A 13,445-nucleotide genomic window follows, 5' to 3' on the forward strand; every position below is an offset into this window, starting at 1 on the left:
TGTTTAACTTTTTTGTATATTTGTTAAACAATATGAAAACGACTGTAAACATAATAGGTTCTGGCTTCTCATCTTTGGCCGCTTCTTGCTACCTAGCCAAAGCGGGATTTGACGTCACTATATTCGAAAAAAACAAGACTATTGGTGGCCGTGCCAGACAACTTAAAAAAGAAGGGTTTACATTCGACATAGGGCCAACTTGGTATTGGATGCCAGATGTTTTTGAACGTTTCTTTTCTGATTTCGACACAAAGCCGTCAGACTTTTATAGCTTAGAAAAGCTAAATCCTGCCTACAGCGTTTATTTTGGAAAAGATGATTTCATAACTATTGAAGATACATTAGACAAAATAGCCATCGCTTTTGAAAAAGAGGAAACCGGAAGCTCTGAGAAACTTCATAAATTTATTAGTGAAGCCAAAAGCAATTATAACATTGCAATTAAAGACTTAGTTTACAACCCTGGTGTTTCGCCTTTAGAATTGATTACTCCAGCCACAATAAAAAAAATCAATCAATTTTTTAGCACGATAAAAAAAGATGTTAGAAAGGAATTTAAAAATGACCGATTAGTAAAAATACTCGAGTTTCCAGTTTTATTTTTAGGTGCCAAGCCAAGTGACACGCCCTCTTTTTATAGTTTCATGAACTACGCCGATTTTGGCTTGGGAACTTTTCATCCTAAAAAAGGCATGTACCAAGTTATTCTGGCTATTGAAAAGCTTGCTGTTCAACTTGGCGTTAAAATTAAAACTGAAAGTCCAGTAGATAAAATACTGGTAAATGAAGGTGAGGCCATTGGAATTGTGTCTAACGGCGAAAAGCACCTTTCCGACATAACCGTGAGCGGTGCAGATTATCACCATACAGAAACTCTTTTGAATAAAGAATACAGGCAATATTCTGAAGCATATTGGGAAAGAAAGACATTTGCACCTTCTTCACTCCTATTTTACGTAGGATTTGATAAAAAATTAAAAAACGTTAACCATCACACCTTATTCTTTGACGTTGATTTTGATGTTCATGCCGAAGCCATTTATGACACCCCCAACTGGCCAGAAAACCCATTGTTTTACGCAAGTTTTCCTAGTATAACAGATACTAATTCGGCTCCAGATGGAAAAGAGTCAGGCATATTTTTAATTCCGCTTGCCCCAGGCTTAGAAGACACACCTGAACTCAGAGCCAAATACTTCAACAAAATAATTACCCGTTTCGAAACTTTAACATCCCAAAATGTACAAAGCCATATTATCTTTAAAGAAAGTTTTTGTGTAAACGATTTTATCAAAGATTATAATTCTTATAAAGGAAATGCTTATGGCATGGCCAACACGCTCATGCAAACTGCATTTTTAAGACCCAAATTAAAAAGTAAGCTGGTTAAAGATTTGTTTTTTACCGGACAATTAACAGTACCCGGTCCAGGTGTTCCACCATCCTTAATTTCAGGAAAACTGGTAGCCGATTTAGTAACTAAACACCATCCCATTTTAGTATGAAAGCACTATTCGATACCGTTTCTTACCAATCTAGTAAGTTAGTAACTAAAACTTACAGCACTTCTTTTTCGTTGGCAACAAAAATGTTATACAAAACCATCAGAAATGATATCTACAACATTTATGGTTTTGTTCGTTTTGCTGATGAAATCGTAGATTCTTTTCACGATTACCCAAAAGAAATGCTTTTCAATAGGTTTTCTGATGATTTAGAATTGGCTATTGAAAACAAAATTAGCCTCAACCCTATTTTAAACGCCTTTCAATATACCTTTCACAAATACGGGATTGACAAAGACTTAGTTGATGCCTTTATGAAAAGTATGCGTCAAGATTTACATAAGTCAACATATTTAACCGAAGCGGAGTTTAAAGAATACATTTATGGGTCGGCCGATGTGGTCGGACTAATGTGCTTAAAGGTATTTGTGAAAGGAGACCAACAGAAATACGATGAATTAAAGGAAACAGCTATGGCATTAGGCTCCGCTTTTCAAAAAGTCAACTTTTTACGAGACTTAAAGGCCGATTTTGAAGGATTGGAAAGAACCTATTTTCCAAATACCGATTTAAAAAATCTGGATGAGGTTTCAAAACAAGACATCATTGCAGATATTGAATCCGATTTTAAAAAAGGGCTATGCGGAATAAAACAACTACCCATTGAAGCTAAATTTGGAGTTTTCATGGCCTACCGCTATTACAACCAATTACTTAAAAAGCTAAAAAGAACTCCGGCGTTAAGAATTAAAGATTCAAGAATTCGAGTATCCAACCCAAAAAAAATTGAACTTTTAATGCGCAGTTATGTAAAATATCAATTAAATTTATTGTAAATTATAGCTATGCATACTGTTTATTGGATATTGATTTATTTAGGAACCTTTTGTATCATGGAATTTATGGCATGGTTTACACATAAGTACATCATGCATGGTTTTTTATGGCGTCTGCATAAAGACCATCATAAAAAAGACCACGATAGTTGGTTTGAACGAAATGATGCTTTTTTTCTTTTTTACGCAGCGGTAAGTATATTTTGTTTTTACCAATGGGGTTACAACGACATCTGGTTTACCCTACCCATTGGCCTTGGCATACTTTCTTATGGCATAACCTATTTTTTGGTTCACGATATATTTATTCACCAGCGCTTTAACATTTTTAGAAACGCTAACAATTGGTATGCCCGTGGAGTAAGACGTGCCCATAAAATTCACCATAAGCACTTAGGAAAAAAAGATAGCGAATGTTTCGGAATGCTTTTTGTTCCATTTAAATACTTCAAAAAGTAATTTTATACGATGGAGCAAAGCGTCCATTTCGACTATATCATTATTGGAAATGGATTGGCCGGACTGCAACTAGCATTACGAATGGAAGAGGATAATTTCTTTTCCGATAAGAAAATTGCTTTAATTGACCCTTCTAAAAAAAACAGTAACGACAAAACTTGGAGTTTTTGGGAAACTGAACCGTCAAGATGGAATTCGTTGGTATACAAGTCTTGGGAAGAAACATCCATAATCACTTCAAAAGAATACATCCCTTTTAATCTTTACCCCTATTCATATAAAACCATTCGGTCGATTGATTTTTACACTGAAGCCAAAAACCGATTAAAAAACAGTAATAATTTTCAATTTATAAAACAATCGGTTCTATCGATTGACCAAACCAATACATTACTTGTAAAGACCGAAAACAACTCATACTCGGCTTCGCATGTTTTTGATAGCAGAATTCCATCTGACTTTTCAAAAAATTCTAAAAATCACATTTCTTTAATTCAGCATTTTAAGGGATGGATGATTAAAACAGAAAAGGAAACTTTCAACGATTCTCAATTTACCATGATGGATTATAGGTTGAAAGACTCTAATCAATGCACCTTCATGTATGTTTTACCTTTTTCTAAAAACGAAGCCTTAATTGAGTTTACTTATTTTACCGAACACGTTGTACAAGAAAAAACCTATAATGAATTTATTGAAACTTATATAAAGGACTATCTAAAAATTGACAATTACTCGATTATTGAAACTGAAATGGGGCAAATACCAATGACCACTTTTCCTTTTCATAAATTCAACACCAACAAAATAACAAAAATTGGAACTGCAGGTGGCTGGGTAAAAGGTTCTACGGGATATTCGTTTAAAAACACCGAAAAGAAAACCGTAAAAATTATTGAAAATCTAAAAGATAACCAATTACCTTCTAAAGGCCTTTTCAAAAAACGTTTCAGGTTTTACGATAAAGTATTTTTAAAAGTATTGAAAGACGAAAACTATAAAGGCGAATGGATTTTTAGTCAGTTTTATAAAAAAAACAACCCAGTAACCATTTTTAGGTTCTTAGATGAAGAATCCACTTTTATTGAAGAGTTAAAAGTGATGAATTCGTTGTTTTCGTGGTCATTTATAAAAGCATTTTTTAAAACACTTTAGGAATTCATTGCATTCCAAACACAAAAGGCACGGTTAATATCCATGCCTTTATTTAACAAAAAGAATACTTTTATCTGGTTACTGTCCCTGATAAACTTGTAACTGGTCCTGTTCCCATATCGATTGTGCTATGGTCGGTTGCCCCCGCCGGTACCATATGAGCCAAAGGCTTCAATGTAAATGGCGCAGGACTATTATCCGGGTTGGGTTCAACCGAAATAACGACAGTTTTTCCTCTTAAATCCGTTGGAAAAGTTAAACTACCTGGTGCGTTTTGCAAATAATCTTCTCCCGGAAACGGAGGACCATCGCCTAAACTTCCCTTAAATGGTGTTGTGGTAGCATTATCGTCAAAATCGGCCACATCAGTAAATGTTCCTGAACTAACGGGAAGACCATCTATTACCGCCCATCCTTCGTATTTCCAACCAGCTGATAAATCTGGTAAATTTAACCCTACCGCAGGAGTGCCACTTGATAAATCCAAAAACCAAACACCGCTAAGTTCATTAGTATTTTCGCCATCAGTTGGTGTTGCCAAAATATATTTACCAGAAGCCGAACTAAAATCGGCAACAATTCCTGATGAGTTTACGTTAGCCGAATCACCTGAAAAATCACCAACTAAAATTTTGGTAGCTGCCGGTGCAGGATCTGGGTCGATTGCAGGCTCTATGGAAAGAACAAAAGTAGTAGCACTTGATAGTTGTTCTGCATCAACATTAAATTTTTGTGGGAAGGTTACAGAAGTAAAAGTTCCGGTTGAAACTGGATTTCCATCAACGATTATCCAACCTTCGTAAACATAATCATTTCCTAAATCTTCAAGTCCGTTTAAATTAAGAGTTAAACGAGCTGTGGTCTGGCCGTCATCATCCTTACTGCATGAAGTAGCCATAATTGCTATAGCCATTAAGGCATAAATAGTTCTTTTAATCATAGTTTTTAGTTTTTAAGTTTTTCGTTACCCAAAATTAAACCATAAAACTACCTTAAAATGTTAGCCAGCTAACACTATGCCGTATTTTGATAAATTCTTATTGTTTTTCGTGTGAATTCTATCTTGTTTTCGTCTTTTAATTCGTTTAAAATTATGTTTAACGTAGGCCTTGAAGTACCTATTAAACAAGCAATATCTTTTTGAGTATAGGGATGTTGAATAATTTTGTCGCCGGTTTTTTCACAGTCGTACCCATAATCTGAACATAGCTCATCCAAAAACTCCAAAAATCGAGTTTTGGCATCTTTAAACATCAACAACTGTAAACGTCTTTCAAGCCGTTTTAACTTAAAGCCTATAAATTTGTAAATTTTAAAACTAAAAGTTTGGTTGTCGCGCATTAAATTATGCATGGTCTCCACACCAACAGGACAAATGCTGGTATCGTTATCAACAGATTGGGCGAACTCTTCACGTTTGGACTCACCTAAAATAGCCGTTTCACCAAACAGCTCTCCTCGGGTTAAAATAGCTTTCACTATTTCATCACCTGCTTCACTATAGTAACCTAATTTAACTTTTCCTTTTTCTATGAGATAGACTTTATTAGCTGAGTCTTCCTGAAAATATATGTAATCTTTCTTCTGGTAGGAATCAAAATCGTGATTGGTTTTGTATGCTTTAAATTTGTGCGGGCAGAGCATCTTAAAAAGATTGACATCATCAAAGAACCAAAGTGATTTCATTTTTACTAGTGTTTGTTTAAGTTCGACAGTCGTCAGTTCCAGCTAAAACTTACACCTAAAAACAAGAAAACCTCCTTTTAAAGGAGGTTTTAAAATTATATTCTGATTTTATTCTTCTTCGTTGACTGTCTCATTAACGGTTTCTTCGTCACTCAAACTTTCTAGAATATTGTGCTTTTGAAGCAAGTTATACCATTGCAAAACTTTTTTTATGTCGCTGGCATATACTCTATCTTCATCATAATCTGGCAACACGTCAAAAAAGTATTCTTCAAGTTTGTCTTTTCCGTCTTTAGGTTTCACACTAGTTGGCTCGCCGTTTTCCTTTTCTTTTATCTTTTCGAAAACTTTTCTTAGAGGCACTTCTTCTGTTAATGTGTAAATGGCAATTTCACTTAAAACACTAACGTTATTTTGTACACTAACCGAAATACGTTTATTATCAATTAAAGATTCGGCTACAAAACCGGCACGTGTTTGGGTTATTAATTTGTATAATCCAGGTTTTCCTGAAATTGAAATGACTTTATCTAAACTCATAAATTATTTTTTGAAAGGCACAAATATCAACTGTTTATTAATGTTGTGCAAATATTATCTTTTCTTTTTCATGGCAGGAAAACGCATCCTGTAATCCACTTTTATCTTTCCTTTTGAAATGTTGTTCAACCTTCCTTTTATCAATCGTTTTTTTAAACTTGAAAGTTTGTCTGTAAACAAAACACCTTCTATATGATCGTACTCGTGTTGAATTACTCTTGCTATTATCCCATCAAAAGTTTCACGTTTTTTTTCAAAATTTTCGTCTACGTACTCGATAGTAATGTTTGGCTTTCTAAACACATCTTCCCTAACATCTGGAATGCTCAAACAGCCTTCGTTAAATACCCATTCTTCGCCTTCTTCCTCAACAATAGTTGCGTTAATGAATACGCGTTTAAAACCGTTTAGAGCCTCTTGCTGTTCTTCAGAAAGCTCTTCATCTTCTGAAAACGGCGTAGTATCAACCACAAATAACCTAATTGGCAAACCAATTTGAGGTGCTGCTAGTCCAACGCCATAAGCGTTATACATGGTTTCGTACATGTTTTCTATTAACTCGCTAAGTTTTGGATAATCTTCATTTATATCGGCACCAACTTTTTTTAACACTGGGTCGCCGTAAGCTACTATGGGTAAAATCATGCTTTATTTATTAGAAATGCAAAAATACAACTCTTATCATTTTTGCATCGCACTTTAGTGCAAAATTATTACAATGTTTATTTGGAATACAAATAACTTTGAAGGATTAGCGTAGCACTAATTTCGTCAATTAGTGCTTTATTTTGGCGCTCTTTCTTTTTTAGCCCACTGTCTATCATGGTTTGGAATGCCATTTTTGACGTAAATCGTTCATCAATCCTTTTTATTGGAATTTCAGGGAACGTTTTTTGAAGTTTATCTATAAACGGTTTGATATATTGCTCGCTTTCTGAAGCTGTATTATCCATTTGTTTAGGCTCGCCAATTAAAAACAATTCAACAGACTCTTTGGATAGATAATCTTTTAAAAAAACAAATAGTTTTCTGGTATCTACCGTTGTTAAACCCGATGCAATAATCTGTAATTCGTCGGTTACGGCAATACCCGTCCGTTTAGTTCCAAAATCCAATGCTAAAACACGTGCCATTTTTATCTTTCTGCAAAGGTAGCATTTATAAATTGCAACAAAAAAAGCTGTCCTTTTCAGACAGCCTTTCTACACAAAATTTAACCTTAAATATTAATCTCGAATTTATTATTATCCTTTTACCGCTTTATTTATTTTAGGAAAAACCAAGCTAATATTACCAACCTTTCTCTTACGGTTTAAATAGATTCTGATATCGCTTGATGAACGAGCAATACTTTCTTTAAGCTCAGTAGCATCAATTAATAATATATCTTTTTCGTTAGTTATATTATCGTTGTTTTCAACAGTTACAGTTTTAACAACTTCAATATTCTCTACTTTACCAGTGCTTTGAGCGTTACCCAAAGAAACTGTTAGTAAAGAAACTATTAGTATGTAAAAATTTGTTTTCATCTGTTTATCACTGTTTGATGATTCAAATATATATCCAGACCATGGCTTAAACACAAAAAAATAGTTGTACTCCAGCGAATTTTCGATGATAAGAGAAGCTACCTATTTTTACCGATAAATAGTTTAAAGACCAATTTTACCGACCAAATACATGTTTTTCGGTATTTTACCGGTACTTAGCACAGACCAAAAGACAAAATGCACAATTCAACCTTTAAAAAACATCGCAAAAAATGAGTGCTTTTGGTATTAATCGAGTTATTATTGGGTTTAATTATTCCCCAATTAAAATCTTACCTATTATATTTGCTAAAAATTAAATTTAGATGTCAGAATTACAACAAATCATAGAAAATGCGTGGGATAATAGAGACCTGCTGAAGGAGAAAAGTACAACTGATGCTATACGCAAAGTAGTAGATTTACTGGATAAAGGTGAATTACGGGTTGCTGAGCCTACCGATGACGGATGGCAGGTTAACGAATGGGTGAAAAAAGGTGTTGTACTTTATTTCCCAATCCAAAAGATGGAAACTATTGAATGTGGACCTTTAGAGTTTCATGACAAAATTCCTTTAAAAACGGGTTATAAAGAAAAAGGAATCAGAGTTGTACCGCATGCGGTAGCTAGGCACGGCGCTTACATCTCTCCGGGAACTATTTTGATGCCCAGTTATGTAAATATTGGGGCCTATGTAGATGAAGGTACTATGGTAGATACTTGGGCAACTGTTGGTAGTTGTGCTCAAATTGGCAAAAATGTTCACCTTTCTGGTGGTGTTGGCATCGGTGGTGTATTGGAGCCTTTACAAGCTGCCCCAGTCATTATTGAAGACAATGTTTTTGTTGGGTCACGTTGCATTGTTGTTGAAGGCGTACACGTTGAAACCGAAGCTGTTTTAGGCGCAGGTGTGGTATTGACGATGAGTACAAAAATTATTGATGTAACCGGCAACAAACCTGTTGAATACCGGGGCAAAGTACCAGCGAGATCAGTAGTGATTCCTGGAAGCTACTCTAAAGAATTCCCTTCTGGGAACTACAACGTACCTTGCGCCCTTATTATTGGTAAGCGTAAAGAAAGTACTAACAAAAAAACATCGCTTAACGACGCCCTTCGTGAGCATGATGTAGCGGTGTAAGTAAGTGAAGATACTTGTTATACAACAAAAAATGATTGGCGATGTGCTTACAAGCAGTGTTCTGTTTGAAGCACTTCGTCATAAATTTCCTAATGCCCAACTACACTACTTAATTAACGAGCATACTTACCCTGTAGTACAGAACAATCCATTTATAGACCATTTTGTTTTTTTTACCAAAGAGGCAGAAACCAGCAAAAAACAGCTGTTCAAATTGGCAACAAAGGTTAAAAGTTCTAACTATGAAATTGTTATTGATGTTTACTCTAAACTATCAAGCAACTTAATAACTTTTCTTTCTGGCGCCAAAACCAAAATTTCCTATTACAAAAAATACACTACTTTTTTTTATAATTACAACGTAAAAAGAAAAAAGGCTTCTGACAGTCTAGCTATTGAGAATAGACTGCAACTGTTAAAACCTTTAGGAATTGAAGCATCATGCTTAAAACCAAAAATATACCTAACTGATATTGAAATAAAACAAAGTCAACAGTTTTTATTAAACTTCGGCATAAATCTAAGCAAACCTATTTATATGGTTGGCGTTTTAGGTAGTGGTAAAAACAAAACTTACCCTCCAAAATATATGGCCAATGTCATTGATACTATTTATGTTCAAACCGATGGTCAAATTTTATTTAATTACATACCTAATCAAAAACAGGAAGCCGAAGAAATCTTAAATCTTTGTAAAGAAAAAACTAAATCAGCTATTTATTTCAATGTTTTCGGCAATAACTTGAGGCAATTTCTAGCTATAACTCAACACTGCAAAGCTCTAATCGGGAATGAAGGTGGTGCTATAAACATGGCCAAAGCTTTAAATGTTCCAACATTTGCCATTTTCTCACCTTGGATTGACAAAGAGACTTGGGGTTTGTTTGAAAATGACAACAATATCAGCGTTCACTTAAAAGATTTTAAACCTGATATTTACGACAAACCTGAAAGAGCTTTTAAAAAGGAAAGCAATAACATATACCAACTTTTCACGCCTCATTTGTTCGAGAAAAAGCTAATTGATTTTTTAAAACGACTTAGGGATTAATCACTTTTTGACAATTCCAAAAGGCGTGTAAATTGATTTATATACTCGAGTTTTCCTCCTAATATCTTTATTAACCTTTAAAGCCTCAATATTTTTATACGGTCGTTCGTGGTATAAATGCAAACAAATGGCACTGTATCTAATTTGTATGAATTTAACGCCATAATTTATTAATCGCTCACCCAACTCACGATCCTCACCTCCGTATTGCATACGCTCATCAAATCCATTTACCTCAATAATATTGTTTTTCCAACCGGAAACATTCATACCATCAAAAGTTGCCTTAGTTGGGGTAAAAGTGTTTAAAAACCATGCTTTAAGGCCAGTTGCTGTTAGTTTATTAGTTTTAAAAGTCTTTTTTACTCCGCGTTTTAACAACCAATTCAAATTAAAGCATAGCTGGGCTTCAATATCTTCTTTTGTAATACTAGTGGAAATCAGCTCTGGCAACTTAAAATACCCCCCCGACAAAAAGCAATTTTCTTTTTTCATTCTTAAATGGGTAGAAACAAAATCTTTTCTCGGAATGCAGTCGCCATCAGTAAAAATTAAATAATCGGATTTAGCTACTTGAATGGCTTTGTTTAAAATTTTTGTCTTTTGGAAACCATTGTCCTCCTGCCAAATATGAACAATTTTCAAATCTACTGAAGCCTTAAACGAATCAATAAGTTGTTTTGTACCTACAGTAGACCCATCATCAGCTATAATAATTTCGTAATTCTTTTCCGTTTGAATGGCATACCCCCATAGCACTTTTTTCAACCATATAGGTTGGTTGTATGTACTAATAATTACCGAAGCTTTTAATGTATCCATTGAAACAAAAATAGCTATTTTTGCCAAACAAAGGCTTACTACAATGATTAAACTATCTGGAGTAATCATCACATATAATGAGGAAAGAAACATTGAAAAATGTTTACAGTCATTGGTGCCCATTGTTGATGAAATTGTCGTTGTTGATTCATTTTCCACAGATAGCACCAAGGAGATTTGTAAAAGGTACAATACAACATTTATTGAACAGAAATTTTTAGGTTATATCGAGCAAAAAAACTTTGCTCTCAACCAGGCCAAATATGATTATATCGTCTCTCTTGATGGCGATGAAGCACTCTCGGAAAAACTTCAAAAATCTATTAACGAACTTAAAAAAGATTGGAAATCCGAAGGGTATTATGCCAATCGATTTAATAATTTTTGTGGCCAATGGATTAAACATTCTGACTGGTATCCCAATAAAAAATTACGCGTTTTTGATAGAAGAAAAGCGCAATGGAAAGGCATTAACCCTCATGACAACGTGATTTTGAACAACCCTAACAACAAGATAGGGTATTTAAAGGGGGACATTCTACATTGGACGTACCAAACTTATTCTGAATTCAACTTAAAAACCGAGCATTTTTCATCAATTGCCGCCAAAGCCTATTACGACCTTGGTAAAAAAGCGACTATTTGGAAAATAATATTTAATCCAACTTGGGCCTTTTTTAAATCTTATATTTTAAAATTAGGCTTTTTAGATGGGCTTAACGGATTTATAATCTGCGTACAAACGGCTAATATCACATTTTTAAAATACACTAAATTACGTGAAATCTATCGTAAAAAAACCTAACTTAAAAACAATTCGTCTATCGTTTTAGCACAATTTTCCCATGTATATGGCATTACGGTTTCTCTAACATTTACTTTCAACGAAAATGCCTTTTCAATCAACGGGAGCACTTCTTCGTAGCTGGCGTCAACATTAAATAAAAAACCGTTTTCACCGTGGTTAATCAAATCGGTACAATAGCCCGTTTTTGAAGCCACAGGTACGCAATTAGACATCATAGCTTCAAGCACTGGCACGGGGCCCCCTTCTAATAATGATGGTGAAACAAAAACATCTATTTTACTATACATCTCTGGATATTTTTCGTATGGTATCTGCTTATGATATATAAAGTTAGGCAGGTTTTTTATATCCTGAAACCCATCATAGTTATCCCAATTTTGACCGATAAGATGAAACATTCTTTGTGGCATATTTTTGACGATATCGTAAATAAGTTTTGGGTTTTTCCTCACGTGAAAACTGGAACAAAAACCAACATCTCCATTACCGCGCTCATGACAACGAAAGAATTTTGAAGAGGTTCCAATATGCAACACTTTTAAAAGTTCGAGTTTCACTCCTATATTTGTTAAGTATTCTTTTATTTCAGAATTTAAACAAATAATATAATCGGCCTTATTTAAGCACCATACCACATGTGTTTTTGAATATTTTTTATCCCAATTTGGGTGCGTAAACATAACGATGTTTTTTTTATTTAGAATACTGGGTTTACTTCTAATACAGCGACAAAAATAGTTTTGGTAAATAAAAAAGTAGCCATCGGCATCGGGCAAATTACGCAGTTTATTATGGTAATGTGTTTTGGCGTTGAGTGAAGAGAAACGGGAAAGCCTGCGAACCTTTGCTCCAAAAATCCATTCTTTGTCCAGTTCGCGGGCAACAAAAACCACATCATTAATTCTTTTTGCTGCTTGCGCCATAAATTTCGTCACCAACATTGCCCATAAATATTTCCACTTATGCACCAATGTAAAGTAAACCTTTTCTCTTAAATTGCCTTTCATTATAGATAAGTTTTACTGAATGGGAGGCCGACTTGGCCGCGATTTATACTTTTTCTTCCAAAATAAAACACGCTTTTTCAATCTTATTTTTTTATAAAATTGGTCTTGAAAATCTACTGTACTTTGCCACATTAAATTAAAAATCCGTTGTTCATCCTCACCCGAGCATTTTGCATACTCGTTGCTCATTACTTTAATCATCGGTTTATGGATGGTAAGTTTAGCAAAATTTTTAATTCGCGTTTCAAAATTCATTACTCCAAACACCATTCGGTTTAAATCTACCAATAAAAACTCATAGCCCTTTTCTTTTGTTCGATTGATTAGAGTGTTTCCCGGAGAATGATCTAAAAAATTGACACCATTTTCGTGCAACTTAAATGTAAATCTGGTGAATGCTCGTAAAATAGCCTCGTGGTCAGGAATACTAAAATCCGTAGTAAGTTCTCGATATGTCAAATCACAATCTATTAACTCACTAACATAATAACTTTTTTTAAACAACAAAGTAGTTGTATTTAGTTGATATGCCACTGGTTTTGGGGTTTTTATGCCTAAATCCAATAATTTAGTCGCATATTCAAAAGACCGTTGCGCCTTAGACTTTCTAAAAAACCGATATACAATTTGATTTATAACATTAGGAACCTTAAAAGATTTTATGGTATGTTTTTCGCCACCAATCTCCACAATTTTAATAACGTTACGCTCAGCTGCCCCTAATACTTCCTTATGTAGGTCGAAGTTGCTAATAGCATGTTTAACCTCATTTGATTTTAATTTATATCCCGCAGATATCACCAACCTTTCACTCACGATACTGTAAATTGTTTATTTTTAACCGAATCAACAATCATCTACTTAATTGCTGTTTTTTCAACAAAACACTTAATTCATCACAAATA

At 34.3% G+C, this 13,445-nt stretch carries 16 protein-coding genes; 7 read left to right on the top strand and 9 right to left on the bottom strand.

All coding sequences use genetic code 11. The annotated features are described in order from the left end of the window. The first annotated feature begins 32 nt into the window (after nt 1-32). Genes ACIEHO_RS14775 through ACIEHO_RS14790 form a run of 4 tightly spaced genes read left to right on the top strand, consistent with a single transcriptional unit; the run spans nt 33 to nt 3,955 of the window. A complete protein-coding gene (locus ACIEHO_RS14775; protein WP_406973097.1) occupies nt 33-1,505 on the top strand; it encodes a phytoene desaturase family protein in 1,473 nt (490 codons plus the stop codon). After that, a complete protein-coding gene (locus ACIEHO_RS14780) occupies nt 1,502-2,341 on the top strand; it encodes a phytoene/squalene synthase family protein (protein ID WP_406973099.1) in 840 nt (279 codons plus the stop codon). Before ACIEHO_RS14775 ends, ACIEHO_RS14780 begins: the two co-directional genes overlap by 4 nt. Before the next feature lie 9 nt (nt 2,342-2,350). Further along, nucleotides 2,351-2,800: a sterol desaturase family protein gene (locus tag ACIEHO_RS14785; protein WP_406973101.1), complete on the top strand. Its 450-nt coding sequence runs from the start codon at nt 2,351-2,353 to the stop codon at nt 2,798-2,800. Nucleotides 2,801-2,809: 9 nt separating this feature from the next. Beyond that, nucleotides 2,810-3,955 (top strand): lycopene cyclase family protein, encoded by a 1,146-nt coding sequence (locus tag ACIEHO_RS14790; RefSeq protein ID WP_406973103.1) that lies wholly within the window; start codon nt 2,810-2,812, stop codon nt 3,953-3,955. A gap of 70 nt (nt 3,956-4,025) precedes the next feature. Here ACIEHO_RS14790 and ACIEHO_RS14795 read toward each other — a convergent pair whose 3' ends face one another. The 6 genes from ACIEHO_RS14795 to ACIEHO_RS14820 form a co-directional block, all read right to left on the bottom strand. Beyond that, on the bottom strand, nt 4,026-4,895 hold the full coding sequence (locus ACIEHO_RS14795; protein ID WP_406973105.1) for an anti-sigma factor: 870 nt from the start codon (nt 4,893-4,895) through the stop codon (nt 4,026-4,028). Nucleotides 4,896-4,969: 74 nt separating this feature from the next. Beyond that, entirely contained in the window at nt 4,970-5,641 is a 672-nt protein-coding gene (locus ACIEHO_RS14800) for a Crp/Fnr family transcriptional regulator (protein ID WP_406973107.1), read from the bottom strand. Between the two features lie 108 nt (nt 5,642-5,749). Next, nucleotides 5,750-6,181 carry a DUF5606 family protein gene (locus ACIEHO_RS14805; protein WP_406973109.1) on the bottom strand — a complete coding sequence of 144 codons (432 nt, stop codon included), beginning with the start codon at nt 6,179-6,181 and terminating at the stop codon, nt 5,750-5,752. A 54-nt stretch (nt 6,182-6,235) separates the two neighbouring features. Then, nucleotides 6,236-6,826, bottom strand: a complete 591-nt coding sequence (def, locus tag ACIEHO_RS14810; protein ID WP_406973111.1) for a peptide deformylase — start codon at nt 6,824-6,826, stop codon at nt 6,236-6,238. Between the two features lie 77 nt (nt 6,827-6,903). Then, nucleotides 6,904-7,314: a Holliday junction resolvase RuvX gene (gene ruvX, locus ACIEHO_RS14815; protein ID WP_406973113.1), complete on the bottom strand. Its 411-nt coding sequence runs from the start codon at nt 7,312-7,314 to the stop codon at nt 6,904-6,906. Between the two features lie 111 nt (nt 7,315-7,425). Further along, the gene (locus ACIEHO_RS14820; protein ID WP_406973115.1) at nt 7,426-7,710 is read right to left on the bottom strand and encodes a hypothetical protein; all 285 of its coding nucleotides are present in this window, start codon (nt 7,708-7,710) and stop codon (nt 7,426-7,428) included. A gap of 326 nt (nt 7,711-8,036) precedes the next feature. Between ACIEHO_RS14820 and ACIEHO_RS14825 the strand changes: the two genes are divergently transcribed. Together ACIEHO_RS14825 and ACIEHO_RS14830 are read left to right on the top strand one after the other, a co-directional pair. After that, nucleotides 8,037-8,852 carry a 2,3,4,5-tetrahydropyridine-2,6-dicarboxylate N-succinyltransferase gene (locus ACIEHO_RS14825; RefSeq protein ID WP_406973117.1) on the top strand — a complete coding sequence of 272 codons (816 nt, stop codon included), beginning with the start codon at nt 8,037-8,039 and terminating at the stop codon, nt 8,850-8,852. 31 nt (nt 8,853-8,883) lie between these two features. Further along, the gene (locus ACIEHO_RS14830; RefSeq protein ID WP_406973119.1) at nt 8,884-9,903 is read left to right on the top strand and encodes a glycosyltransferase family 9 protein; all 1,020 of its coding nucleotides are present in this window, start codon (nt 8,884-8,886) and stop codon (nt 9,901-9,903) included. On the opposite strand, the gene ACIEHO_RS14835 is transcribed toward ACIEHO_RS14830, so the two are convergent. Beyond that, the gene (locus ACIEHO_RS14835; RefSeq protein WP_406973121.1) at nt 9,904-10,725 is read right to left on the bottom strand and encodes a glycosyltransferase family 2 protein; all 822 of its coding nucleotides are present in this window, start codon (nt 10,723-10,725) and stop codon (nt 9,904-9,906) included. It lies immediately after the preceding gene. 43 nt (nt 10,726-10,768) lie between these two features. Between ACIEHO_RS14835 and ACIEHO_RS14840 the strand changes: the two genes are divergently transcribed. Then, nucleotides 10,769-11,530, top strand: coding sequence for a glycosyltransferase family 2 protein (locus tag ACIEHO_RS14840; protein ID WP_406973123.1), 762 nt, complete (start codon nt 10,769-10,771; stop codon nt 11,528-11,530). On the opposite strand, the gene ACIEHO_RS14845 is transcribed toward ACIEHO_RS14840, so the two are convergent. Both ACIEHO_RS14845 and ACIEHO_RS14850 read right to left on the bottom strand, forming a co-directional pair. Beyond that, nucleotides 11,527-12,540 carry a glycosyltransferase family 4 protein gene (locus tag ACIEHO_RS14845; RefSeq protein ID WP_406973125.1) on the bottom strand — a complete coding sequence of 338 codons (1,014 nt, stop codon included), beginning with the start codon at nt 12,538-12,540 and terminating at the stop codon, nt 11,527-11,529. The genes ACIEHO_RS14840 and ACIEHO_RS14845 overlap by 4 nt on opposite strands. Nucleotides 12,541-12,552: 12 nt before the next feature. Then, nucleotides 12,553-13,356, bottom strand: a complete 804-nt coding sequence (locus tag ACIEHO_RS14850) for a lipopolysaccharide kinase InaA family protein (RefSeq protein WP_406973127.1) — start codon at nt 13,354-13,356, stop codon at nt 12,553-12,555. Nucleotides 13,357-13,445 lie beyond the last annotated feature (89 nt).

The organism is Flavisericum labens, assembly GCF_045446075.1.
In the GTDB taxonomy this organism is placed as follows: domain Bacteria; phylum Bacteroidota; class Bacteroidia; order Flavobacteriales; family Flavobacteriaceae; genus Flavisericum; species Flavisericum labens.

What these genes read in the sequence shown, in the direction of transcription:
- ACIEHO_RS14775 (WP_406973097.1), top strand. Translation starts at nt 33, where the DNA reads ATGAAAACGACTGTAAACATAATAGGTTCTGGCTTCTCATCTTTGGCC.
- ACIEHO_RS14780 (WP_406973099.1), top strand. Translation starts at nt 1,502, where the DNA reads ATGAAAGCACTATTCGATACCGTTTCTTACCAATCTAGTAAGTTAGTA.
- ACIEHO_RS14785 (WP_406973101.1), top strand. Translation starts at nt 2,351, where the DNA reads ATGCATACTGTTTATTGGATATTGATTTATTTAGGAACCTTTTGTATC.
- ACIEHO_RS14790 (WP_406973103.1), top strand. Translation starts at nt 2,810, where the DNA reads ATGGAGCAAAGCGTCCATTTCGACTATATCATTATTGGAAATGGATTG.
- ACIEHO_RS14795 (WP_406973105.1), bottom strand. Translation starts at nt 4,895, where the DNA reads ATGATTAAAAGAACTATTTATGCCTTAATGGCTATAGCAATTATGGCT.
- ACIEHO_RS14800 (WP_406973107.1), bottom strand. Translation starts at nt 5,641, where the DNA reads ATGAAATCACTTTGGTTCTTTGATGATGTCAATCTTTTTAAGATGCTC.
- ACIEHO_RS14805 (WP_406973109.1), bottom strand. Translation starts at nt 6,181, where the DNA reads ATGAGTTTAGATAAAGTCATTTCAATTTCAGGAAAACCTGGATTATAC.
- def (WP_406973111.1), bottom strand. Translation starts at nt 6,826, where the DNA reads ATGATTTTACCCATAGTAGCTTACGGCGACCCAGTGTTAAAAAAAGTT.
- ruvX (WP_406973113.1), bottom strand. Translation starts at nt 7,314, where the DNA reads ATGGCACGTGTTTTAGCATTGGATTTTGGAACTAAACGGACGGGTATT.
- ACIEHO_RS14820 (WP_406973115.1), bottom strand. Translation starts at nt 7,710, where the DNA reads ATGAAAACAAATTTTTACATACTAATAGTTTCTTTACTAACAGTTTCT.
- ACIEHO_RS14825 (WP_406973117.1), top strand. Translation starts at nt 8,037, where the DNA reads ATGTCAGAATTACAACAAATCATAGAAAATGCGTGGGATAATAGAGAC.
- ACIEHO_RS14830 (WP_406973119.1), top strand. Translation starts at nt 8,884, where the DNA reads ATGATTGGCGATGTGCTTACAAGCAGTGTTCTGTTTGAAGCACTTCGT.
- ACIEHO_RS14835 (WP_406973121.1), bottom strand. Translation starts at nt 10,725, where the DNA reads ATGGATACATTAAAAGCTTCGGTAATTATTAGTACATACAACCAACCT.
- ACIEHO_RS14840 (WP_406973123.1), top strand. Translation starts at nt 10,769, where the DNA reads ATGATTAAACTATCTGGAGTAATCATCACATATAATGAGGAAAGAAAC.
- ACIEHO_RS14845 (WP_406973125.1), bottom strand. Translation starts at nt 12,540, where the DNA reads ATGAAAGGCAATTTAAGAGAAAAGGTTTACTTTACATTGGTGCATAAG.